Annotated in this window: 22 protein-coding genes; 18 read left to right on the forward strand and 4 right to left on the reverse strand. The window is 68.3% G+C overall.

Annotation, left to right across the window (positions count from 1 at the left end):
* Positions 1-20: 20 nt before the first annotated feature.
* From H0B43_RS23930 to H0B43_RS23965, 8 genes are all read left to right on the forward strand, one after another.
* Positions 21-1,187: a pyridoxal phosphate-dependent aminotransferase gene (locus H0B43_RS23930; RefSeq protein ID WP_185725675.1), complete on the forward strand. Its 1,167-nt coding sequence runs from the start codon at positions 21-23 to the stop codon at positions 1,185-1,187.
* Positions 1,188-1,288: 101 nt separating this feature from the next.
* The gene (locus H0B43_RS23935; protein ID WP_185725674.1) at positions 1,289-1,576 is read left to right on the forward strand and encodes a PLDc N-terminal domain-containing protein; all 288 of its coding nucleotides are present in this window, start codon (positions 1,289-1,291) and stop codon (positions 1,574-1,576) included.
* Between the two features lie 55 nt (positions 1,577-1,631).
* Entirely contained in the window at positions 1,632-2,048 is a 417-nt protein-coding gene (locus H0B43_RS23940) for a DUF1707 domain-containing protein (RefSeq protein ID WP_185725673.1), read from the forward strand.
* A 135-nt stretch (positions 2,049-2,183) separates the two neighbouring features.
* Positions 2,184-2,780 (forward strand): PepSY domain-containing protein, encoded by a 597-nt coding sequence (locus tag H0B43_RS23945; protein ID WP_185725672.1) that lies wholly within the window; start codon positions 2,184-2,186, stop codon positions 2,778-2,780.
* Between the two features lie 90 nt (positions 2,781-2,870).
* Complete coding sequence (locus H0B43_RS23950) at positions 2,871-3,551, forward strand: DUF998 domain-containing protein (protein WP_185725671.1); 681 nt, start codon at positions 2,871-2,873, stop codon at positions 3,549-3,551.
* 257 nt (positions 3,552-3,808) lie between these two features.
* Positions 3,809-4,438 carry a TetR/AcrR family transcriptional regulator gene (locus H0B43_RS23955; RefSeq protein ID WP_185725670.1) on the forward strand — a complete coding sequence of 210 codons (630 nt, stop codon included), beginning with the start codon at positions 3,809-3,811 and terminating at the stop codon, positions 4,436-4,438.
* Positions 4,439-4,460: 22 nt separating this feature from the next.
* Complete coding sequence (gene purB, locus H0B43_RS23960) at positions 4,461-5,882, forward strand: adenylosuccinate lyase (RefSeq protein WP_185725669.1); 1,422 nt, start codon at positions 4,461-4,463, stop codon at positions 5,880-5,882.
* Between the two features lie 77 nt (positions 5,883-5,959).
* Positions 5,960-6,373, forward strand: a complete 414-nt coding sequence (locus H0B43_RS23965) for an HIT domain-containing protein (protein ID WP_185725668.1) — start codon at positions 5,960-5,962, stop codon at positions 6,371-6,373.
* Positions 6,374-6,387: 14 nt separating this feature from the next.
* Here H0B43_RS23965 and H0B43_RS23970 read toward each other — a convergent pair whose 3' ends face one another.
* Positions 6,388-7,137: an NRDE family protein gene (locus tag H0B43_RS23970; protein WP_185725667.1), complete on the reverse strand. Its 750-nt coding sequence runs from the start codon at positions 7,135-7,137 to the stop codon at positions 6,388-6,390.
* A gap of 99 nt (positions 7,138-7,236) precedes the next feature.
* On the opposite strand from H0B43_RS23970, the gene H0B43_RS23975 reads away from it, so the two are divergent.
* From H0B43_RS23975 to H0B43_RS23985, 3 genes are read left to right on the forward strand one after another with little or no spacing between them, the layout of a single operon-like run.
* Positions 7,237-7,731 carry a MarR family winged helix-turn-helix transcriptional regulator gene (locus H0B43_RS23975; protein WP_185725666.1) on the forward strand — a complete coding sequence of 165 codons (495 nt, stop codon included), beginning with the start codon at positions 7,237-7,239 and terminating at the stop codon, positions 7,729-7,731.
* Positions 7,728-8,573, forward strand: a complete 846-nt coding sequence (locus H0B43_RS23980; protein ID WP_185725665.1) for an ABC transporter ATP-binding protein — start codon at positions 7,728-7,730, stop codon at positions 8,571-8,573. The genes H0B43_RS23975 and H0B43_RS23980 overlap by 4 nt, the downstream gene beginning before the upstream one ends.
* On the forward strand, positions 8,533-9,351 hold the full coding sequence (locus H0B43_RS23985; RefSeq protein ID WP_185725664.1) for an ABC transporter permease: 819 nt from the start codon (positions 8,533-8,535) through the stop codon (positions 9,349-9,351). Before H0B43_RS23980 ends, H0B43_RS23985 begins: the two co-directional genes overlap by 41 nt.
* Positions 9,352-9,358: 7 nt before the next feature.
* Here H0B43_RS23985 and H0B43_RS23990 read toward each other — a convergent pair whose 3' ends face one another.
* Genes H0B43_RS23990 through H0B43_RS24000 form a run of 3 tightly spaced genes read right to left on the reverse strand, consistent with a single transcriptional unit; the run spans position 9,359 to position 12,942 of the window.
* A complete protein-coding gene (locus H0B43_RS23990; RefSeq protein ID WP_185725663.1) occupies positions 9,359-11,011 on the reverse strand; it encodes a (2,3-dihydroxybenzoyl)adenylate synthase in 1,653 nt (550 codons plus the stop codon).
* A 21-nt stretch (positions 11,012-11,032) separates the two neighbouring features.
* The gene (locus tag H0B43_RS23995; protein WP_185725662.1) at positions 11,033-11,803 is read right to left on the reverse strand and encodes an SDR family oxidoreductase; all 771 of its coding nucleotides are present in this window, start codon (positions 11,801-11,803) and stop codon (positions 11,033-11,035) included.
* On the reverse strand, positions 11,800-12,942 hold the full coding sequence (locus H0B43_RS24000) for an isochorismate synthase MenF (protein WP_185725661.1): 1,143 nt from the start codon (positions 12,940-12,942) through the stop codon (positions 11,800-11,802). Before H0B43_RS24000 ends, H0B43_RS23995 begins: the two co-directional genes overlap by 4 nt.
* A 160-nt stretch (positions 12,943-13,102) precedes the next feature.
* Between H0B43_RS24000 and H0B43_RS24005 the strand changes: the two genes are divergently transcribed.
* The 7 genes from H0B43_RS24005 to H0B43_RS24035 all read left to right on the forward strand — a co-directional run bounded on the left by H0B43_RS24005 (position 13,103) and on the right by H0B43_RS24035 (position 22,027).
* Positions 13,103-14,053 carry an Lrp/AsnC family transcriptional regulator gene (locus H0B43_RS24005; protein WP_185725660.1) on the forward strand — a complete coding sequence of 317 codons (951 nt, stop codon included), beginning with the start codon at positions 13,103-13,105 and terminating at the stop codon, positions 14,051-14,053.
* A gap of 151 nt (positions 14,054-14,204) precedes the next feature.
* On the forward strand, positions 14,205-14,495 hold the full coding sequence (locus tag H0B43_RS24010) for a hypothetical protein (protein ID WP_185725659.1): 291 nt from the start codon (positions 14,205-14,207) through the stop codon (positions 14,493-14,495).
* Entirely contained in the window at positions 14,492-15,964 is a 1,473-nt protein-coding gene (locus tag H0B43_RS24015; protein ID WP_185725658.1) for a sodium:solute symporter, read from the forward strand. The genes H0B43_RS24010 and H0B43_RS24015 overlap by 4 nt, the downstream gene beginning before the upstream one ends.
* A complete protein-coding gene (locus tag H0B43_RS24020) occupies positions 15,961-17,388 on the forward strand; it encodes an amidase family protein (RefSeq protein ID WP_185725657.1) in 1,428 nt (475 codons plus the stop codon). The genes H0B43_RS24015 and H0B43_RS24020 overlap by 4 nt, the downstream gene beginning before the upstream one ends.
* A 134-nt stretch (positions 17,389-17,522) precedes the next feature.
* The gene (locus tag H0B43_RS24025) at positions 17,523-18,875 is read left to right on the forward strand and encodes a diacylglycerol kinase family protein (RefSeq protein WP_185729814.1); all 1,353 of its coding nucleotides are present in this window, start codon (positions 17,523-17,525) and stop codon (positions 18,873-18,875) included.
* Between the two features lie 391 nt (positions 18,876-19,266).
* Positions 19,267-20,898 (forward strand): methane monooxygenase, encoded by a 1,632-nt coding sequence (locus tag H0B43_RS24030; protein WP_185725656.1) that lies wholly within the window; start codon positions 19,267-19,269, stop codon positions 20,896-20,898.
* 85 nt (positions 20,899-20,983) lie between these two features.
* On the forward strand, positions 20,984-22,027 hold the full coding sequence (locus H0B43_RS24035; protein WP_185725655.1) for an FAD-binding oxidoreductase: 1,044 nt from the start codon (positions 20,984-20,986) through the stop codon (positions 22,025-22,027).
* Positions 22,028-22,067: the final 40 nt, after the last annotated feature.

The raw sequence follows: 22,067 nt of genomic DNA on the forward strand, positions 1-22,067 counted from the left end.
CATCACGCTAGCGTCAAGGGGTGCGTCCCGAATCTCAGCGATCCAACATCCAGACCTTCCACGTGATGGACGTGTGGAAGGCGGCCACCGAACGTCAGCGCACTCACGGTGACGTGCTGACGCTCGCGGCCGGGCAGCCGTCCACTCCCGCCCCGCAGCCGGTTCTCCGCGCGACGCGGGAAGTGCTCGACGGGCATCTGCTCGGCTACACGGAGACGTTCGGGATCTTGCCGCTGCGCGAGGCGATCGCCGGATACCACTCCGCCAAGTCCGGCATCGGCGTCGACGCCGAGGACGTGGTCGTGACCACCGGTTCGTCGGGCGCGTTCACGCTGCTGTTCCTCGCCGCCTTCGACGTCGGCGACACCGTCGTCGTGGCCCGCCCCGGCTACCCCGCCTACCGGAACACGCTCGCCGCGCTCGGCTGCAACGTCATCGAGATCGACTGCGGGGCGGACACTCGGTTCCAGCCGACGGTCGCGATGCTCGACGCTCTGCTCGAGCCGCCGGCCGGACTGATCGTCGCGAGCCCCGCCAACCCCACCGGCACCGTCATCGACCCCGGCGAACTGGCTGCACTCGCCCGCTGGTGCGACGACCACGGCACCCTGCTGATCTCCGACGAGATCTACCACGGCATCGGATACGGCGAGCAGGCCATGACGAGTTCGTGGGAGACGTCCCGCGAATCCGTCGTCGTCGGATCGGTGTCGAAGTATTTCTCGATGACGGGCTGGCGGCTGGGCTGGATGCTGGTTCCCGAGGGGCTGCGGCGACCGTTGCAGCGCCTGGCCTCGAACATGACGGTGTGCCCGCCGGCCATCTCGCAATATGCGGCGATCGCCGCGTTCACCGAGGAATCGAGGGTCGAACTCGACGGCCACGTGCAGCGCTACGCCGTCAACCGGGAACTGCTGCTCACCGGACTCCCGGAACTGGGCATCACCGATCTCGCACCCGCCGACGGCGCGTTCTACGTGTACGCCGACATCGGGCACCTGCTGGGCGGATCCCACGGCGTGACGTCGACGGAATGGTGCTCGCGGCTCCTGCAGGACACCGGTCTGGCGCTTGCCCCCGGCATCGACTTCGACACCGTTCACGGCGACCGGACCGTTCGGCTGTCGTTCGCCGGATCCACCGCCGAGGTCCGGGAATCGCTGCTGCGACTGGGTCGCTGGCTGTAACCGAAGGTTCGCGACCACGGCTCTTGCGGCGGCGCCGCAGCAGTTGTTCGATGGACTTGGGCGCACCGTGTGTTCGGGCGCGCCAGGCAAGGAGAACAGCGATGCTGTACGTCGCGTTGCTCGCATTCGTGTTGTGGGTCCTGTGCTTCGCCGACGCCGTCACCACCGACGACGACCAGTTCCGGAACCTCTCGAAAGAGGGCTGGCTGGTGATCGTGCTGCTGCTTCCGCTCGTCGGTTCGGTGCTGTGGCTCGTCGCCGGGCGGCCGCAGAAGACCCCGGGCGACCGGCTGCCCGCCGACCCCGAGGAAGCCGAGTTCGTGCGGCGTTGCCGGGAGCGAGCGGAGGAACAGCGCCGCGACGGCTTGCACGGGCGCGACCAGCAGTAGAAGGCCTACACTGTGGCTAGGATTACAGTGTTACAACCGGGTATGAGGCGACGACATGAGCGACATCAGTCATCCACAGCCACCCGTTCCTGGTGGGGTCCGCATCGGAACCCTGGAACGAGAACAAGCCGCGGCGGCACTCGCCGAACACTTCGCTGCCGGACGGCTCGAGACCGACGAGTTCGACGAGCGGGTGCGCGAGGCGTACCTCGCCAAGACCGCCGCCGATCTGGTGCCCCTCTTCGCGGACCTCCCGGCCAAGCAGCGCGTCACCTCCGAACCCGAGCCCGCCCGGCGGCGTGATCCGCGACGGGAGGCGGCGGCACTGCGGGCCCTGGTGTTCGTGGTGGCCGTCCTCGCGGCGATCCTGTGGGTCGCACTGGTCCGCGTCCCCCCGCTCGTCTTCCTGCCGGTCGTCTGGCTCGTGCTGGCCCGTCGCAATTTCGGGCGGCGGTCCTGCCGGACGTGGTGACGCCGTCGGTGGCTGCGCAGTTGAGGTGACGAATCCCGAGGCGGCTCCGTAACTTCTGCGCACTCGGTCCGAAACAGACCGCGCTCCCGTATTCTGACTGGCAGGTTCACGCCGTCGAGCGATCGAGGAGCCACCATGTCCACCAGAAGTGTGCGATGCGCGAGCTTGATCCCGATTGTGGCGGCGTCCGCGCTGCTGCTGGGCGGATGCGGCTCCGACAGCGGCGACACGTCGTCCACCACCAGTGCGGCAACGGCAGCCACGACCACGGCGTCCTCCATGTCGACGTCGTCCACCGGAACAGCTGCGGCAGCGGCGATCTCCAAGGAACAAGCGGAGCAGATCGCTGTCGCGACGGTCCCGAGCGGCACGGTGTCGAACTCCGAGCAACAGCTGCGGGACGGAAAAGCGGTGTGGCACGTCCACATCCGCGACGCCAAGGGCTGGGACTACGACGTGAACGTCGACGCGACTACCGGTGCGATCGTCCCCGACGATCAGAACCAGCAAACCACCGCGACACCCGCCCCCGCTCCGGCCGCCGGAGCGGTGACCCAGCAGCAGGCGGAGCAGATCGCTGTCGCGACGGTGCCGGGCGGCTCGGTCGCGAACTCGGAGCAACAGCAACGCGATGGAGTGGCCGTGTGGCACATCCACATCCGCGACGCGAAGGGCTGGGACTACGACGTCGACGTCGACGCCGCGACCGGGGCGGTCCTTCCGAACAACTGATCGTGGGTACTACTACCCACGTTTCACCCGGACCCGGATGGGTGATTTCTCCGATGCCGGGACCGGTGCCGTCGCGCTAGCGTCGACGTCATGGTCACCACGTCAGTTCTCGTGTCGCGCCCCGGCTTCCAAAGGTGGGCGGCCACGGCGGGCGCGGCGGGTCCGCTGTTGTTCACCGCGGGGTTCGTCGTCCAGGAGGCATTTCTGCGGGACGACTACAACCCGATCACCGACCCGATCAGTGCTCTCGAAGCCGACCCGCGCGGGTGGATCCAGCAGCTGAACTTCCTGGCTTTCGCCGCGCTGTTGCTCATCTTCGCGGTCGGATTGCACCGCGGGATCGCCGCGATGCGGTTCGGCTGGGCAGGACCAGGTCTGCTCGGCACCGCGGGGGTGGGACTGGTTCTCGCCGCCGTGTTCCCATTGCGGGAGGACGAGGGCGGGAACGCGTACGACCCCGGCAACCATGTGATCGCGGGTGTCATGTTCTTCTCCTGCAGCGCCCTGGCCCTGGTGGTGCTGTCGCGCCGGTTCGCCGCCGATCCGCGCTGGCGCGGCCTGGCGCGATACGTCGGGGTCGCCGGGGTGATCGGTCTGGGCTGTTTCGTGATGCTCGGCCGGTTCGCGATGCCCGGCGGCGCACCACTGCACGAGGTTGCCGGGCTTCTCCAGCGGCTCACCCTCCTCGCCGTGACTTTCCCGGCGATGGTGACGATGGCCGTGCGGCTTCGTCGCCTCGCCGGCCGACCGCGGGCCGTCAGCTGGTCTTGAAGACCGGCACCCGCACCTGCTCGAGGCAACTCGTGTCGTACTCGCCGCCCGGATTCTCGAGGAAGCCGGTCGTGACGGTCGCGGCGCACGACCCCGTAGCCGAGGCCGTACCCGATGAGGCCCGGCGGTGTCACCGTGCCGAGCACCGACACCCGCACCGATCCGTCGCTACGCGGGTGGGTTCCGGCGTTCACATACTTCACGGTCTGTCGTCCAATTCGCCCAGGTTCGGGGCCCGCGGCTGGCAGGATGAATTGGTGTCATCAGCGGCAACTCCGAAGGGCGAACGGCGCCGACAGGCGCTGGTCGAGGCTGCCGCCGATCTGTTGCTCGAGGGCGGATTCGACGCCGTACGGCACCGCTCGGTGGCCACCCGCGCCGACCTTCCGCTGGCGTCTACCACCTACTACTTCGAGTCGCTGGACGACCTGATCGCGAAGGCCGTCGAATGCAACGGCGAACGCGACCTGGCCGTCATGCGCAGTCGCGTCGAAGACGTCACGCACCGACGCCGCGGCCGCGAATCCACCGTCGACCTCCTCCTCGACCTGCTCGTCGGTCCGGCCCTCATCAGCGAAGACTGCCGCGAACGGCTGATCTCCCGGTACGAGCGGTTCACCGCGTGTGCGCGTCGGCCGGAACTGCGGGAGGTCCAGTTGCGGCTGCGCGCGCAACTCGACGATGTCCTCACCGAGGCCCTGCGACGCTCCGACCGCGACGTCCGGCAGGAGCAACTCCGGCGGCTCGTCGCCGTCGTCGACGGAGCCGTCGTGACCGCGCTGGGCGAGCACGACCCCGACCTGCGGGCTCTTGCGCGGGCGATGCTGCTCGACGTCGTCGACGTGGTTGCGCCCGCCCTCGACCGGCCGGACCACGTTCAGCTCTAGCCCGGCCGTAAACTGAGGACTCGTGAGCCGCATCCCGAACGTCCTTGCCAATCGTTACGCCAGCCCCGAACTCGTCGAGTTGTGGTCGCCCGAGCACAAGATCGTCCTCGAGCGTCAGCTGTGGCTCGCCGTGCTGCGTGCTCAGGCGGAACTCGGGATCGACGTGCCGGCCGAGGCGCTCGCCGACTACGAGCGGGTGCTGGAGCAGGTCGACCTCGACTCCATCGCCGACCGCGAGCGCGTCACCCGTCACGACGTGAAGGCGCGCATCGAGGAGTTCAACGCCCTCGCCGGACACGAGCAGGTGCACAAGGGCCTCACCAGCCGCGACCTCACCGAGAATGTCGAGCAGCTGCAGATCCTGCGGTCGCTCGAACACGTGCACGCGCATGGTGTCGCCGTCGCGGCCCGGCTGGCCGAGCGCGCCGCCGAGTACAGCAGCCTCGTCATGGCGGGCCGGTCGCACAACGTCGCGGCGCAGGCCACCACGCTGGGCAAGCGGTTCGCGTCCGCCGCCGACGAACTCCTCGTCGCACTCACCCGGCTGCGCGAGCTGATCGACCGCTACCCGCTGCGCGGCATCAAGGGCCCGATGGGCACCGCGCAGGACATGCTCGACCTCCTCGACGGTGATGCGTCCAAGCTCGAGGCGCTCGAGCAGAAGGTCGCCGAGCACCTCGGGTTCGCCCACGTGTTCACGAGCGTCGGCCAGGTCTACCCGCGCTCGCTCGACCACGACGTGCTGTCCGCGCTGGTGCAGGTGGCGGCCGGGCCGTCGTCGTTCGCGCACACCATCCGCCTGATGGCCGGACACGAGCTGGTCACCGAGGGCTTCCAGCCCGGCCAGGTCGGATCGTCGGCGATGCCGCACAAGATGAACACCCGGTCCTGCGAGCGCGTCAACGGACTGCAGGTCGTGCTGCGCGGCTACGCGTCGATGGCCGCCGAGTTGGCGGGCGCGCAGTGGAACGAGGGTGACGTGTTCTGCTCGGTGGTGCGCCGCGTCGCACTGCCGGACGCCTTCTTCGCGATCGATGGTTTGATCGAGACGTTCCTGACGGTGCTTGCCGAATTCGGCGCCTACCCCGCCGTCATCGAGAAGGAACTCACCCGGTACCTCCCGTTCCTCGCCACCACCAAGGTCCTGATGGCCCTGGTGCGCGCGGGAGTGGGCCGGGAGACGGCGCACGAGGTGATCAAGGAACACGCCGTCGCCGTCGCCCTCGCGATGCGCGAGGAGGGCAAGGAACCCGACCTCCTCGACCGCCTCGCCGCCGACGACCGGCTGCCGCTCGACCGTGCCGCGCTCGACGAGGCCCTCGCCGACAAGAAGGCGTTCATCGGTGCCGCCGAGTCGCAGGTCGCGACGGTCGTGGCGCAGGTGCAGAAGCTCGTCGACGCCCACCCCGAGGCGGCCGCGTACCAGCCGTCCCCGATCCTGTAGGCGGCTCCGCCGCCCGTGCGCCTTTCTGGTAGCGGGGACTACCAAAAAGGCGCACAAGCACCGGAGGTGCACACGCCGTGAACTGCATTTTCTGCGAGATCGTCTCGGGCCGGTCCGAGGCGAGTGTCGTGTACGAGGACGACGCCGTGCTGGCCTTCCTGGACATCCGGCCGTGGACGTCCGGGCACCTGCTGGTGGTCCCGCGGCGGCACGCGAGCGGGCTCGCGGACCTCGACCCCGGGGACGGGGCGGCGGTGTTCGCGGCCGGACAGCGGATCGCGACTGCGCTGCGGCACGGTCCGATGCGGGCGCAGGGCGTGAACCTGTTTCTCGCCGACGGGATCGCCGCCGGGCAGGAGGTGTTCCACGTCCACCTGCATGTGGTTCCCCGCACCGCGGGTGACGGTTTCGGGTTGCGCGGAATGCCGAAGTCGCCGAGCCGGATCGCGCTCGATCAGACGGCGGGCGTCATCCGTTCCTCCCTCGCCTGACGTGAGTGGCACTGTCACTCACCTGAGAGGAGGGCTCCGTTCTCGTCGAACCGTCGTTCGGTGATGTCGAAGGTCCCGTCCGACCTGATCCGCAGCAGGGTCGACGCCCGGGTCCCGTAGTCGCGGTAGCGGATGAACCGGGACGAGAGGGCGCGTTCGAGTTCGGGTTCGATGCCCGTGTCGGGCAGGGAGTCCCACGGTGCCGGGTCGCTGTCGGCGAGGACGTCGAAATACCCCTGCGGGTCGGCGTCGGGGCTGCCGTCGTCGGCGGCGAGCGCGGCGGCGAACGCCTGTGTGCCGCCGGTGACCTTCGGCCACGGTGTGTCGAGTTCGGCGTTGGACAGGCCGTGGACGCCCGGCTGCACCCGCTGGCTGCGACCGTGGGGCCGGTTGGTGGTCCACCACAATTCCTCGGTGTCGCCTGCGAGCAGGTTGAAGCTGCCGTAGTCGGCGCCGTTCGCGGCCACCTGCTCGGCGTAGTCGGCGGGTGAGAGCCGGCCGCGGAGAAAGTCGACGGGCAGTACCCCGCGGGACCGGGCGCCGGTGGACGGGGTGCCGTTGCGGACGTTGGTGACGGCGGCGAATCGCAGGGTGGCGGTGACACCCATCCACGTTCCGCCGGCGAGGAGATCGCGACCCGCGACGAAGTCGTCTCCCCACCACTGCAGAGGCTCGGTGGGGCGGGCGTAGAACTCGTCCCGGTTGGCCGCGACGACGAGGGGGAGATCGGGGCGGGTATGCCAGGCGAACAGGACCAGGCACATACAGTCGTCTCCTCGTCACTCTCGGCTGTCCGAACACGGTTGCACGCCCGAGCGTAGCCGCCCCTCGTAATACCTCTGAAACAGAGCTATATTGTCCTCATGGCACAGAACGAGGCACCCGACCACCTGGCGCCTGCCGAACAGCTCTTCGCCGCAATCGGACTCCTGCGCAGGCACACCCGCCGACTGGTCGGCCGCCCGTGGCCGGAAACGCCGCTGACGGGGTCGCAGGTGGAATTGGTGCGCCTGCTGCGCCGCAGGCCCGGCACGTCCGTCGCGGAAGCGGCGGCGGCCCTGGGCCTCGCCGCGAACACGGTCTCCACTCTCGTGCGGCAACTCACCGACGCCGGTCTGATCGAACGGGTGCGGGACGAGTCCGACCGTCGCGTCGCCCGCCTCGCACTCACCGACGAGGCGCGTGCGCAGGTCGAGCGCTGGCGTGACCGTCGCAACGTGCAGGTCGCCGCCGCCTTCGACGCCCTGAGCGCGGAGGACCGGGAGGCCATCGAATCCGCCATTCCCGCCATCACCCGCCTCGCCGGAGCGCTGCACCCGGACCGAGCCGTGGAGAGCGATCAGGAGGTCGTCAGATGATGTTTCGCAGGGACCGCACCGCCGCCCGACAGCGGCGGTCCCCCGACGCGCTGGAACTGTCGCACGTGACGTACCGGTTCGGGGACTACACCGCGGTGAACGACCTGAGCCTCGTGATCGAGGCGGGGGAGTGCTTCGGCCTGCTCGGGCCCAACGGGGCGGGGAAGACCACGACGATCCGTCTGCTCAACACCCTTCTTCCGCTGCAGGACGGTGACGTGAGCATCTTCGGGTGTGAGGTGCGCACCTCTGCCATGGCCGTCCGGCGACTGCTCGGGTATGTGCCGCAACAGTTGTCGATCGAGGGCGCACTCACCGCCCGCGAGAACGTCTCCTGGTTCGCCCGCCTCTACGACGTGCCGCGGTCCGAGCGCCGCAGCCGGGTGGACGAGGTGCTGGAGATGGTGGATCTCACCGACGTCGCCGACCGGGTGGCGTCGAGTTTCTCGGGCGGCATGGTCCGCCGCCTCGAACTCGCGCAGGCACTGGTCAACCGGCCGTCGCTGCTGGTGCTCGACGAACCGACGGTCGGGCTCGATCCGGTCGCGCGGGACTCGGTGTGGACGCGTGTCACCGAGATGCAGAAGCAGTACGGGATGACGGTGCTGCTCACCACCCACTACATGGAAGAGGCCGAGGCACTGTGTGATCGGGTCGCGCTGATGCACCGCGGCGAACTGCGGACGGTGGGGTCACCGTCGGGGCTCGTCGCGGAATTGGGGCCCGGCGCGACGCTCGACGACGTTTTCCGCCATTTCACCGGTGACAGTCTCACCGCCGACGAGAAGGGAGGGCTCCGGGATGTTCGTAGCGCCCGCCGCACCGCCCGCCGTATGGGTTGAACCGCCGCTCCGGGGTGTACTCCGGTTGTTGTCGCGGATCGTGACGTTCTGCCTGGTGGAATTGCAGAAACTGCGCCACGACCGGTCGGAGTTGGTGACCCGTGCGATCCAGCCGATTCTGTGGCTGGTCATCTTCGGGGAGACGTTCAGCCGCATCCGTGCGATCCCGACCGGCGACGTCCCCTATCTGGACTACCTGGCGCCGGGCATCATCGCCCAGTCGGCGCTGTTCGTCGCGATCTTCTACGGCATCCAGATCATCTGGGAGCGGGACGCCGGGGTGTTGACCAAACTGCTCGTGACACCCACTCCGCGTGCGGCTCTCGTGACGGGCAAGGCCTTCGCTGCCGGCGTCCGCGCGGTGGCTCAGGCCGTGGTGGTCGTGGTTGCGGCGGCACTCCTCGGGGTCGGGATGACGTGGAATCCGGTGCGCCTGCTGGGTGTGGTCGTGGTGGTGGTGCTGGGGGCCGCATTCTTCTCGTGCCTGTCCGTGGCCATCGCGGGAATCGTGCTCAAGCGTGACCGGCTGATGGGGATCGGTCAGGCGATCACCATGCCGCTGTTCTTCGCGTCGAACGCGTTGTACCCGGTGGAACTCATGCCCGGGTGGGTCCAGGCGATCAGCCGGGTGAACCCCCTGAGCTACGAGGTGTCCGCGCTCAGGGGGCTGCTGATCGGTCAGCCCACCAACTACTGGCTGGACTTCGGGGTGCTCGTCGCGGCCGCGGTGCTCGGGATCGCGGTCGCGTCCGCGCTGCTGGGGCGACTGTCCCGATAGCCGGGGGTCACGGCGTCACAAACGTCTTCTCCAGTGCCCGGCGCAGTTCGGACTTGCTGATCTTGCCGACACCGGTGACCGGGAACTCGTCGACGAACACGACCTTGTCGGGCACCTTGTAGTCGGCGAGTCCGCGGCCGCGGACGAACTTCTTGAGTTCGACGGCCTTCGGCTGCTCGCCCTCGACTACGACGAACGCGCAACTTCGCTCGCCGAGATACGGGTCGGGCATCGACACCACCGCGACGTCGGCGACGGCGGGGTGCGCGAGCAGATGGTTCTCGACCTCCTCGGCGGCCACTTTCTCGCCGCCGCGGTTGATCTGGTCCTTGGCGCGGCCCTCGACCACCAGGTATCCGTCGTCCGTGAGCCGGACGACGTCGCCGGTGCGGTAGAAGCCGTCCTCGGTGAACGCCGTCGAATTGTGTTCGGGGGCCCGGTAATACCCGCGGATGGTGTACGGACCGCGGGTGAGCAGGTGACCTGACGTGCCGGCCGGGACGGGTTCGCCGTGGTCGTCGACGACCCGTACCTCGTCGTCGGGGCTGATCGGACGGCCCTGGGTGGTGACGATGGTGTCTTCGGGGTCGTCGAGCCGGGTGTAGTTGACCAGTCCCTCCGCCATCCCGAACACCTGCTGCAGTGTGCACCCGAGTTCGGGACGCACCCGCTTGGCGGCCTCGGCGCTGAACTTGGCGCCGCCCACCTGCAGCACCTCCAGGCTGGAGATGTCCCGTTCCGTGCGGCCTGCGGCGGCGAGCCAGGCCAACGCGAGCGGCGGTACCAGCGACGCGATCGTGACGCCCTCCCGCTCGATGAGCGTGAACGCGGTGTCGGGGCTCGGATCCGGCGCGAGCACCACGCGACCGCCGGCGTGCAGGACGCCGAGGATGCCCGGGGAGCTCATCGGAAAGTTGTGCGCCGCAGGGAGAACGACGAGCATCCGGGTGTTCTCGTCGACGCCACAGATGCGGTCGGACTCCCGCACCGAGTACAGGTAGTCGGTGTGGGTTCGCGGGATCAGCTTCGACACGCCGGTGGTCCCGCCCGACAGCTGCAGGAACGCCACGGATTCCGCGCCGACCGTCGGCCCGTCCGACAGCGGTTCCGCCGAGCGCAGTTCGTCGAGGGACGTGAACTCCTGCGCGGCGCCGGCGACGATGATCCGCGGCGGGTTCTCGGCCGACGACACCACGTCGCGGGCGAGCGTGCGGTAGTCGAATCCGGCGTGCGTATCGGTGATCACGTACGCCGCGGCATCGGCGAAGCTGCAGAAGTAGGAGATCTCCTGGGTGCGGTGCGCGGGCAGCGCGAACACCGGGAGTGCCCCGAGCCGGAAGACCGCGAAGATCACCTCGACGTACTCGACGACGTTCGGCAGTTGCACCACCACCCGGTCGCCGGGCCGCACCCCCGACGACTGCAGCCCGGCGGCGACCCGGTCGGCGCGGTCGCACAGTTCCCGGTAGGTGAGCGCGCGGTCGGCCCCGGAGGCGTCGGGTCCGGTCACGGCGATCGCGTCCCCGAATTTCTCGGCGCGGGTGGGCAGGAACTGCTGGAACGTCTCGTCCGTCCAGTACCCGGCGTCGCGGTAGCGTGCGGCGAGGTCGGCGGGGTAGCCGGTGGTGGTCTCCAGGGGAGCGCGAACGCTCGTGGTCATCGAAAGTCCTTTCACGGGCCGTCAGGCTCGGAGGGTGGCGCCGCCGTCGACGTATAGGGCCTGCATGGTGATGTGACGCGCCCGATCCGACAGGAGGAACTCGACGGAGTCCGCGATGTCGGCGGCGTCGGCGATGCGGCCCAGCGGGATACCGACCTTGAACGAGCCCAGGTCTCCGTCGATCGCTCCGCGCGCCCCGGCGTTGTCTTCCGGGTCCGACCACAGCGAACGCTGCATTGCGGTGTCCGTCGAGCCGGGGGCGACGATGTTGGCGCGGATTCCGTATTCGGCCAGTTCGAGGCCGAGCACCCGGACGATCATCGAGACGGCCGCCTTGGACGCACCGTATGCGCCCATTCCGGTGCGGGGGACGCCCGCGGCGTTGGAACCGACCACGACGATGGAACCGGCTGCACGCTCCCGCATTCCGGTGCCGACGGCGCGCAGCACGTTGACGAGTCCGGTGACGTTGACGTCGAACACGCGCTGCCAGCTCGCGGGGTCGGCGTCGAGCACCGAGCCGGTCTCGAGGACACCTGCCACGTGCGCGAGTGCGGTGACGGGACCGTGCTCGTCCTCGATCCGGCGGACGGTGCCGGTGACGGCGTGGGTGTCGCGGATGTCGGTGACGGTGGTGCCGAGAGGCGGGGTGCCGAGCAGGGCCGCGGTGGCGGCGAGCCCGTCGGCGTCGCGGTCGAGCAGCACCACGCGGTGACCGGACCGCGACAGGGTGATTGCCGTGGCCCGGCCGATGCCCTGGGCCGCTCCGACGACCAGTGTCGTGCCGCTCATCGGGACGGTCCCAGCGCGGTGAGGACGGTGCCCAGTTTGGTTGTGGTCTCGGCGAGTTCGTCGTCCGGTTCGGATGCGGCGACGATGCCGCCACCGGCGTAGGCGGTGACGGTGGTGCCGTCGGCGTCGATCTGCGCGCACCGGATGGTGACCATCCATTCGCCGTCACCGTCGGCGTCGGTCCAGCCCACGGCGCCGGCGTAGAAGCCGCGGTCGCCCTCGAGTTCGCCGATCAGCGCCCGCGCGACATCGGTCGGGGTGCCGCAGACGGCGGGGGTCGGGTGTACGGCGACGGCGAGGTCCAGTGCGGTCACCGAGCGGTCCCGCAACCGTCCCGACACGGGCGTGCCGAGGTGCCACAGCTGCGGAGTGCTGGTGAGGGTGGGCCGGTCCGGGATGTCGAGTTCGGTGCAGAACGGTTCGAGACCCGCCCGCAGCGCGTCGACGACGAGCGCGTGCTCGCGCAGATTCTTCTCCGACGAGGCGAGGTTGTCCGCGGTCAGCCGGTCGTTCTCGGGGTCGGCGTGCCGGGGAGCGGAGCCGGCCAGGGGATGGCAGGTCACCCGGTCGCCGTGGCGGCGGATGAGTACCTCGGGACTCGAGCCGACGAGGTGCCGTCCCGACCAGCCGGTGCCCGCGGCGCTCAGGTCGACGCTGAAGCCGTTGCCGCCGAGATCGTTGTCCACGAGCCGGGCGAGGAGGGCGTGCGGATGCAGCGGTTCGTCGGTGTACAGGACCACCGATCGGGCAAGCACCACCTTGTGCAGTGCGGCCTCGGGCTCCCGCAACACGGAAATCGCGGCGGCGACCCGGGCGACGTGCTCGTCCTCCGGGGGAATGGACGCCCCGGTGCGCACATTCGGGAGGGCCCGCGGACGAGGTGTCCAGCTTCCCGGGTGACGGCGCAACGCCTGGGGTGCGATCAGTGCGGCGGGATGTGACCGGTCGAAGGCGAGCGCTCCGGCCACCGAGGTAACGGCGCCGCTCCGCAGGGCCGCGGCGGCGTCGCGGGCGGAGTCGAAACCGGTGCGGATGCCGTCGGCGATCACGGTGCCGTGCGGGCGGGAGAGAACGAACGGCGCGCCTGGCGGAAGGTCCGCCGACCTCTCTGTGGACTCGGCAGCGGCCGTCGACTGCATCTGCGATTACCTTTCGTAGCGGACTACTGCGCTCCGCGTCGCGATGCGGTGCGTTCCGCTCGACCATATACGGTTAGCCTAACCTATGGTGGTTCACCGTCCCGGTCCCCGACTCGAATACCATCGCATGCACACATGGCACGGAGGGCAGGGGTCTGCAATGACCGAACGCAGGTTCTCGCTCGATCAGCGGATCGTCGCTGCCCTCCAGGTCGACGGGCGGTGTTCCTGGAGTCGCATCGCCCAGGCGCTGGGCGAACCCGAACGGAACGTCACCCGGCACGGCATCGCGCTCCTCGAGTCCGGCCGGGTGGCCGTCACCGCGGTCGCGAACAGCGGCGGCACCGCGATCGTCCGACTCCAGTGCTCGCCGGGCACGGTGCGGGTTGCGGCGAGCGCCCTCGCCCAGCGCAGCGACTGCATCTTCGTGTACGTCCTCACCGGCACCGCCGACTGCGTCGCCGAGATCCACGTGTCCCGGGAGCGCCTCCCGAAGCTCGTCATGGACGAACTGCCCGCGACGATGGGCGTGGTCCGGAGTTGGACCGACCCCGTCCTGCGGTACTTCCGCACGGTCCGCGAATGGGAGGCCGGGGTACTGACCCCGGCCGAGAAGCAAGCGATCGGCGGGGTGGCGCCCCCGGCGTCGTTCCTCACCGACCTCGAGCGCGGCACCCGGGATCCGGTCGACCGGACGATCATCCGCGAACTGATGCAGAACGGCCGGGTGGGCACCACGGCGCTCGCCCGGACCGCGGGCGTGTCCGAGGCGACGGCCCGACGCCGCGTCCAGGCGCTGCTCACCGAGGGCGCGATCAGCCTCCGCGTCGTCGTCGATCCGGCCCTGTTCGGGCTGCGTGCCGAGGCGATGCTGTTCATCAAGACCCAGCGCAATCGGATCGAACCGTTGGTCCGGGGGATGCTCGAGATGCCGTATGTGCGGTACGCGGCCGGCACGGCGGGCGAATATCAGGTGGTCGCCAACATTGCCGCGCCCGACGAGTCGGTGCTCTACGACTACATCACCACCGCGCCGTGGGTGGCCGACGCGATGGCCCTCGAAACCAACATGGTGGTGCAGGCGGTCAAGCGCAGCGGCAGGGCAATGTGACGGATTTCGACATCGAACGGCCTCTCGGGCGCACCTGATTGCGATCTCCGACAGGCCGGTGGCCGATTTCGCCGAACCTCGCTCAGCGGTTGAGTGCTGTGATCCACACCACGCATGCTTCCTCTACTCCCTGGATGGAAGAAGGAACAGCATGCAACGAGAAGCCATTCTCGGGGCGATCGAGGATTCGCCGCAGCGCCGTTGGCTGCTGCTCGTCCCGCTCGTCCCGGTTCTCGCACTCGTCACCGCCGTGTGGTTGCCGTTTGTGAACACGGCCGATCTGTGGCTCGGGATGCCCCGCCTGCTCGTGTGGTGCTCGGCCTGGGTCCTGCTCCTGTTGCCGGCACTGGCGGCGGTGGAATTCGGCCTCGTCCGGCCGCACGAGGAGCGGAGCGATGACCATCGGCTCGACGACCTCCGTCTCGCGGAGGTGACGCCATGACGAACTCAGCTCTGTGGATCACCCTGGCCGGCATGATCGGTCTCGCCGTGATCGCCGTCGGCGGACGCCGGAAACGCGCTCAGAGCCTGAGCGAGTGGACGGTCGGCAAGCGGAACTTCGGTGTGGTCACCAGCTTCTTCCTGCAGGCGGGTGAATCGTTCACCACGTTCACATTCCTCGGTGTCGCCGGTATCGCGTTCACCGCGGGCATCGGCGCCACCTACGCGATTCCCTACATCCCGCTCGGCTATGTGGCCCTGTATTTCATTGGTCCGCGGATCTGGAAGCTCAGCAAGGACCGCGGCTACATCACCCAGGCCGATTTCTTCGCCGACCGCTACCGCAGCCCGCTGCTGGGTCGTCTCGTCGCCCTGTGCGGAATCATCTTCCTGCTCCCGTACCTGCAGTTGCAGATCACCGGTCTCGGCCTCATCGTCCGCCTCGTCACGGGCAGCGCGAGTTCGGGCACGCTGAGCATGATCGTCGCGACCGTCCTGGTCGTCGGCTTCGTGCTGTGGGCGGGTATCCACGGCCTCGCGCGCACCGCCTACGTCAAGGACGTCCTGATCCTGCTCGCCGTCGTGGTGCTGTCCGTCGTGATTCCGCTGCACTTCGCGGGTGGCATCGGCGACGTGTTCGGCCAGATCGCGCAGACACACAGCGAGATGCTGACCGTGAATCCCGGCAACTACGACGGGGTCTGGTGGACCACCAGCCTGCTGATCTCCGCGATCGGTTGCGGGTTCCTCACCACCCCGCACCTCTGGCCGCCGCTGCTCGCCGCGAAGAACGGCCGAGTCATCCGCTCCAACAACACTTTTCTGCCGATGTACCAGGTGGTGATGATTCTCCCGATCATGCTGGGCTTCGTCGGGATCCTGGCACTGAACCGGAGCACCAGCAGCAACGCCGTCCTGCTCACGCTGGCCGGGGGAGCCCTGCCGAACTGGGCGCTCGGACTGATCGCGATCGCTGCGGCGTCCGCGGCGATGCTGCCCGCCGGCGCCATCTGCATCGGCATCTCCACGCTGGCGTCGCACAACCTGGTGACGATTCGGAGCGAGCGCACCAAACTCCGGTTCAACCACCTCGTCGTGATCGCCGCTGCCACCATCGCCCTGGTGCTCGGTCTGACGCGTCCCGATCTGCTGGCCAACCTGCTGCTGCTCACATTCGGCGGGCTCAGCCAGCTCGCCCCCGGTCTGGCGATGGCCCTGCCGAACAAGCCGGTGCTCGCCAAGCAGTCCGTGTTCGCCGGACTTCTCGTCGGCATGCTCACCGTCATCGTGATGACCGTCTTCGACCTGAACCTCGCCAACATCGACGCCGGCATCTGCGGACTGGTCCTCAACCTCGCGGTGATCGCCGTGGTCGAGGCCGTCGTCCGCGCCACCGGTCCCCGCACCCCGGCCCCCGCGCCGTCGGGCGACCTTCCCGCCACCACCCCGATCCTGGAGACCTCGACATGACCATCGATTACTACTCGACCGGCCGCGAGATGCTCGCCGCACTCCGCAGCAAGGACATCTCGGCCCGCGAGTTGCTCGACCTCCACACCGACCGGATCGCGCAGGTGAATCCGACGGTCAACGCGCTCGTCAGCCTCGACCTGGACCGCGCGCACGCCACCGCGGCCGCCGCGGACGACCGGACCGCCGCCGGGGGACCGGTGGGGCCGTTGCACGGACTGCCGTTCGCCTTCAAGGACACTCACGACGTCGCCGGATTCCCCACGGTCGCCGGTTCGCCGCTGCTCGTCGACAACGTGCCCGAGACGAGCGAGCTGATCGCCGAACGCGTCACCGCGGCCGGGGCCGTCACGATCGGCAAGTCCAACGTCCCCGAATTCGCGGCTGGTTCGCACACGTTCAACACGGTCTTCGGAACCACCACCAACCCGTACGACCCGACGAAGAGCGCGGGTGGGTCGAGTGGCGGCGCCGCGTCCGCACTCGGTGCGGGCATGGTCCCGCTAGCCGACGGCAGCGACATGGGCGGATCGCTGCGCAACCCGGCGTCGTTCTGCAATGTGGTCGGGCTGCGCCCCACCCCGGGACGCGTGCCGTGCTGGCCGAACAGCGCGCCGTGGGACTCGCTCGTGACGCAGGGGCCGATGGCCCGGAACGTCGACGACCTCGAACTGCTGCTGTCGGTGATCGCCGGACCCGACGCACGCATCCGCAGCTCGCTCAGCGCCGACGCACTCACCCCCCGCCTCGGTGTCGCCGGTATGCAGGGTCTGCGCGTCGCGGTGTCCGCGGATCTGGGCGGCCTCTTCCCGTTGGATGCACCGGTCCGCGAGATTCACGACCGTCAGCCGTCGATCTTCGCCGCGGCCGGAGCGGTGATCGCCGAGGACGCGCCGTCGATTCCCGACGCCGAGTGGGTGTTCCGCACGCTGCGGGCGTGGCGGTTCAAGATCGATCTCGGCGCGCAGGCGGACGCCACCCCCGACATGCTGAAGCCGTCCCTCCTCGACAACATCCGGCAGGCGGACCGGCTGTCCGCCGACGACGTCGCGAAAGCCATGGTGGCGCAGGCGGAGATCCAGTACCGTGCCGTCGAATTCTTCACCCGGCACGACGTTCTGGTGATGCCGGTTTCCCAGGTGCTCCCGTTCGACGCCGACCTCGAATACCCGGCCGCCGTGGACGGACGCCGCTGCGACGACTACCTCGACTGGATGACGTCGGCGTTGACCGTGACGGTGCTGGGGTGCCCGTCGATCTCGGTTCCGGCCGGGTTCAGCGCAGACGGTCTGCCCGTCGGCGTCCAGATCGTCGCCGCCCCGGGCAACGACCTGTTCCTCCTCGACGTGGCGCGGGCCTACGAAGAGCTCAACCCTGTCGGGGCCACCCGCCCGCACCTCCTGGGCGGGGCAGCACGCGTCTAGCGCGACGTTTGCCCACCGAATCGTCAGATGCCGCCGCAATTGCGGCGGCATCTGACGAATTCGTGTGAAACGGCATGGCCGCGGCCGGCGGGTGGATACTGATGAGGGACGCCCGAGACGGCGAGGTGGTGGCGATGACACTCGATCAGGGTGGTTCCGCGGAATCTGCGGACTCCGAGAGCGCGCGTCGGCGCTGGCTGGCCCGGGCTGCGTTCGTGGCGGCCTTCGCCTCCGTCGCCGTATTGGTGGTGTTCGCCGGACTGCATACCCTGACGCTGCTGATCGTGGCGGTCGGTGCTGTGGTGGTGGCGGTCGCGGCGTTGTTCTGGTTCCTCACGAGCCGCGGTGTGCTCCGGTGGCTGTCGCTGGTCGTGCTGGTTCTGACTCCGATCGTCGTGCTCGGACTTCTCATCGGAGCCCAGTTGTTGTGGGTGGTGCTGCTGGCCGCGGGGCTCGCCGTGCTCGCCGTCGTCTGCGCCCGCGCCGCCCTCGGCCGCGACCGCGCCGACTGGCTGATGCCCGAGCACCCGTCCGCACCACCGGAACGTCCCTTTCTGGTGATGAATCCCCACTCCGGCGGCGGGAAGGTCGGGAAGTTCGACCTGAAGAAACGAGCCGAGGAACTCGGGGCCGAGGTGGTTCTGCTCGAAGGGCCGGGGACGGTCGACGTCGAAGCGCTGGCCCGGGACGCCGTGGCACGCGGGGCCGACCTCCTCGGGGTGGCCGGCGGCGACGGCACGCAGGCTCTGGTGGCCGGCATCGCCGCCGAGCACGACCTTCCGTTCCTGGTGATCAGCGCGGGCACGCGGAACCATTTCGCGTTGGATCTCGGATTGGACCGCGACGACCCGGCCCGATGCCTCGATGCGTTGTCGGACGGGATCGAACTCCGGATCGACCTCGGAAAGGTCGGCGGGCGCACGTTCGTCAACAACGCGTCGTTCGGCGCCTACGCCGAGGTGGTGCAGAGCCCCGCCTATCGCGACGACAAGACCGGCACGATCCTGCGAATGCTTCCGGACCTGCTCGCGGGGCAGCGAGGGGGACGGCTCCTCGCCCGTTTCGACGACAGGACGATCGACGGGCCGCAGGCCGTTCTGGTGAGCAACGGCCCGTACGAGATGCAGGATCTGGCGGGTCTCGGACGCCGGCCGCGTATCGATCGGGGCACCCTCGGCGTGGTGACGATTTCGGTGAGCAGTACGCGACAGGCCGTCGGTCTACTCCATCGTGCGCGTCAGAACGGGCTGATCCAGCATTCCGCGCGTGAGGTCGTCATCGACGCGGACGCACCCGAGATTCCCGCAGGCATCGACGGCGAGGCCCTGGTGATCCCCACGCCTGTGCGGTGCACCGTCACCCCCGGGGCATTGCGCGTGCGCGTGCCCCGCAACCGTCCCGGTGTCCGCCCGCCGGCCCGACCGGTGGATTGGGTCCGCCTCCGCCGGTTGGCCGTCGGCACACGGCGGCGCGTCGGCGAATCCTGAGGTTCGAAGTTCGGCGTGCCGTCCGCCACCTCCGCGGTGTGGCGGACGGCACGCTCGCAGGGTGACGCGCTGAACCCCTGTCCCAGTGCAGGATTCGTAGCGCGCGCCACCGGGATCGTGGCGAGGGCCGACTGAGCTCTCGTGGTCGCCTCTTCTCCCGGCCGGCACCGCGAAGTGACGCGGCGGGTGAATGCGGCTCGGCGAGAGTATCCCTCGGTGTCGTGACCGGTTCCGTCTCATTGTGAGATCCGTGCGGGTGAATCCGCCGATCCATCGAATGTGACGCCTGTCTCACAGTGAGACGGTCGAGGCCTGGATCACGGGGTTGAATTCATCGCACAACGTCCCCCGCAGCCGGCACCCGGCCGGCTCATCATCCAGGAGGCGCACTTTGAGTAGGCAAAGCCTGACCAAGGCTCACGCGAAGATCACCGAACTGTCGTGGGATCCGACGTTCGCGACCCCGGCCACCCGATTCGGGACCGACTACACCTTCGAGAAGGCTCCGAAGAAGGACCCTCTGAAGCAGATCATGCGGTCGTACTTCCCGATGGAGGAAGAGAAGGACAACCGCGTGTACGGCGCCATGGACGGTGCCATCCGCGGCAACATGTTCCGCCAGGTGCAGCAGCGGTGGCTCGAATGGCAGAAGCTGTTTCTGTCGATCATTCCGTTCCCGGAGATCTCCGCGGCACGAGCGATGCCGATGGCCATCGACGCGGTGCCCAACCCGGAAATCCACAACGGTCTCGCGGTGCAGATGATCGACGAGGTGCGTCACTCGACGATTCAGATGAACCTCAAGAAGCTGTACATGAACAACTACATCGACCCCGCCGGGTTCGACATGACCGAGAAGGCGTTCGCGAACAACTACGCGGGCACAATCGGCCGGCAGTTCGGTGAAGGGTTCATCACCGGTGACGCGATCACCTCGGCGAACATCTACCTGACCGTGGTCGCGGAGACCGCGTTCACCAACACCCTGTTCGTGGCCATGCCCGACGAAGCCGCCGCCAACGGTGACTACCTGTTGCCGACCGTCTTCCACTCGGTTCAGTCCGACGAGTCGCGGCACATCTCCAACGGCTACTCGATCCTGCTGATGGCCCTCGCCGACGAGCGGAACCGGCCGCTGCTCGAGCGCGACCTGCGATACGCGTGGTGGAACAACCACTGCGTCGTCGACGCCGCGATCGGCACATTCATCGAATACGGCACGAAGGACCGTCGCAAGGACCGGGAGAGCTACGCAGAGATGTGGCGTCGGTGGATCTACGACGACTACTACCGTAGCTACCTCATCCCGCTCGAGAAGTACGGCCTGACGATCCCGCACGACCTGGTCGAGGAAGCATGGAAGCGGATCACGGAAAAGGGATACGTCCACGAGGTGGCCCGGTTCTTCGCCACCGGCTGGCCGGTCAACTACTGGCGGATCGATGCCATGACCGACAAGGACTTCGAGTGGTTCGAGCACAAGTACCCGGGCTGGTACTCGAAGTACGGCAAGTGGTGGGAAGAGTACAACCGCCTCGCCTACCCCGGACGCAACAAGCCGATCGCATTCGAGGAGGTCGGGTACCAGTACCCGCACCGGTGCTGGACCTGCATGGTGCCCGCCCTCATCCGTGAGGACATGGTCGTGGAGAAGGTCGACGACCAGTGGCGGACCTACTGCTCGGAGACATGCTACTGGACCGACGCGGTCGCGTTCCGCAGCGAGTACCAGGGCCGTGAAACTCCGAACATGGGCCGGCTCACAGGGTTCCGTGAATGGGAAACCCTGCATCACGGCAAGGATCTCGCCGACATCGTGTCCGATCTCGGTTACGTCCGCGACGACGGCAAGACCCTGGTCGGGCAGCCGCACCTGGATCTGGACGACCCGAAGAAGCTGTGGACCCTCGACGACGTGCGGGGCAACACCTTCCAGAGCCCGAACGTGCTCTTGAACCAGATGTCCGACGCCGAACGCAACGCCCACATCGCGGCCTACCGCGCAGGCGCAGTTCCGGCCTGACCCCGACCCGGTGGGTGGCGCCGTGCACAGCCGGCGCCACCCACCGTAACCAGCACAATCCTTTTCAGAGTCCAGGAGATGGCCCGTGGCCGACAAGCACCGTATCAATTTCGAGCCCGTCGACATCGAGATGGAAGTCGGCGAGGACGAGTACATCCTCGACGCCGCATTCCGGCAAGGCATTCATCTGATGCACGGCTGCCGCGAGGGGCGGTGCTCGGCCTGCAAATCGTTCGTCCTGGACGGCGATATCCAGATGGAGAACTATTCGACGTTCGCGTGCAACGAAGCCGAGGTCGACGAAGGGATGGTGCTGCTCTGCCGCTCGACGGCCTACAGCGACTGCACGATCGAACTGCTCAACTTCGACGAGGACGAACTCCTCGGCGGTGTCCCCATCCAGGATGTCCGCACACGGGTGGCCGCCCTCGAGCCGATGACCAAGGACATCGTGTCGCTGCGACTGGAGCCCGTCGAACCCGCCGCATACGAGTTCAGGCCGGGCCAATACGCCGACCTGAAGATCCCCGGGACCGAGGAGCATCGCTCGTTCTCGATGGCCACGACACAATCGAACCCCGGGCACGTCGAATTCCTCATCAAGAAATACCCCGGCGGAAAGTTCGCGGGACTGCTCGACGACGGCATCTCGGTCGGCGACGAGATCAATTTGACCGGCCCGTACGGGTCGTTCACTCTCAAAGAGGGTCACGTCCTGCCGATCGTGTTCATCGGAGGCGGAGCGGGGATGGCCCCGATCCTCTCGCTCCTGCGGCACATGAACGCTACCGACAACACCCGTCCGGTTCACTTCTATTACGGCGCACGCACTCCCGCCGACCTGTTCTACGTCGACGAGATCCTCGAGCTCGGAACGAATCTGACGGACTTCACCTTCGTCGCCTGCCTCTCGGAATCGATGGACCCGCAGCCCGTGGGGGCAATCGCCGTCGAGGAAGGCAATGTCACCGACGTCGTGAGCCGGCGTGAACCGGATCTCGGCAAGACCGAGGTGTACCTGTGTGGCCCACCGCCGATGGTCGATGCGGCGCTCGCATTGCTCGAGGCCACCGACACCCCGCACGACCAGATCTTCTACGACAAGTTCACCAGCCCCGCGTTCGAGTAGCTACAGCAGGGATTTCACAGCCCTCTTTCACCGACAGGAA

Origin of the sequence: Rhodococcus sp. 4CII (assembly GCF_014256275.1) — a bacterium.
Taxonomy (GTDB): domain Bacteria; phylum Actinomycetota; class Actinomycetes; order Mycobacteriales; family Mycobacteriaceae; genus Rhodococcus_F; species Rhodococcus_F wratislaviensis_A.

Excerpts from the sequence above, each read along its gene's own strand:
- H0B43_RS24000 (WP_185725661.1), bottom strand. The coding sequence starts at position 12,942 with ATGCAGTCGACGGCCGCTGCCGAGTCCACAGAGAGGTCGGCGGACCTT.
- H0B43_RS23950 (WP_185725671.1), top strand. The coding sequence starts at position 2,871 with ATGGTCACCACGTCAGTTCTCGTGTCGCGCCCCGGCTTCCAAAGGTGG.
- H0B43_RS23990 (WP_185725663.1), bottom strand. The coding sequence starts at position 11,011 with ATGACCACGAGCGTTCGCGCTCCCCTGGAGACCACCACCGGCTACCCC.
- H0B43_RS23940 (WP_185725673.1), top strand. The coding sequence starts at position 1,632 with ATGAGCGACATCAGTCATCCACAGCCACCCGTTCCTGGTGGGGTCCGC.
- H0B43_RS24020 (WP_185725657.1), top strand. The coding sequence starts at position 15,961 with ATGACCATCGATTACTACTCGACCGGCCGCGAGATGCTCGCCGCACTC.
- H0B43_RS24005 (WP_185725660.1), top strand. The coding sequence starts at position 13,103 with ATGACCGAACGCAGGTTCTCGCTCGATCAGCGGATCGTCGCTGCCCTC.
- H0B43_RS23935 (WP_185725674.1), top strand. The coding sequence starts at position 1,289 with ATGCTGTACGTCGCGTTGCTCGCATTCGTGTTGTGGGTCCTGTGCTTC.
- H0B43_RS24025 (WP_185729814.1), top strand. The coding sequence starts at position 17,523 with ATGACACTCGATCAGGGTGGTTCCGCGGAATCTGCGGACTCCGAGAGC.
- H0B43_RS23980 (WP_185725665.1), top strand. The coding sequence starts at position 7,728 with ATGATGTTTCGCAGGGACCGCACCGCCGCCCGACAGCGGCGGTCCCCC.
- H0B43_RS23985 (WP_185725664.1), top strand. The coding sequence starts at position 8,533 with ATGTTCGTAGCGCCCGCCGCACCGCCCGCCGTATGGGTTGAACCGCCG.
- H0B43_RS23945 (WP_185725672.1), top strand. The coding sequence starts at position 2,184 with ATGTCCACCAGAAGTGTGCGATGCGCGAGCTTGATCCCGATTGTGGCG.
- H0B43_RS23975 (WP_185725666.1), top strand. The coding sequence starts at position 7,237 with ATGGCACAGAACGAGGCACCCGACCACCTGGCGCCTGCCGAACAGCTC.
- H0B43_RS24010 (WP_185725659.1), top strand. The coding sequence starts at position 14,205 with ATGCAACGAGAAGCCATTCTCGGGGCGATCGAGGATTCGCCGCAGCGC.
- H0B43_RS24015 (WP_185725658.1), top strand. The coding sequence starts at position 14,492 with ATGACGAACTCAGCTCTGTGGATCACCCTGGCCGGCATGATCGGTCTC.
- H0B43_RS23995 (WP_185725662.1), bottom strand. The coding sequence starts at position 11,803 with ATGAGCGGCACGACACTGGTCGTCGGAGCGGCCCAGGGCATCGGCCGG.
- H0B43_RS23970 (WP_185725667.1), bottom strand. The coding sequence starts at position 7,137 with ATGTGCCTGGTCCTGTTCGCCTGGCATACCCGCCCCGATCTCCCCCTC.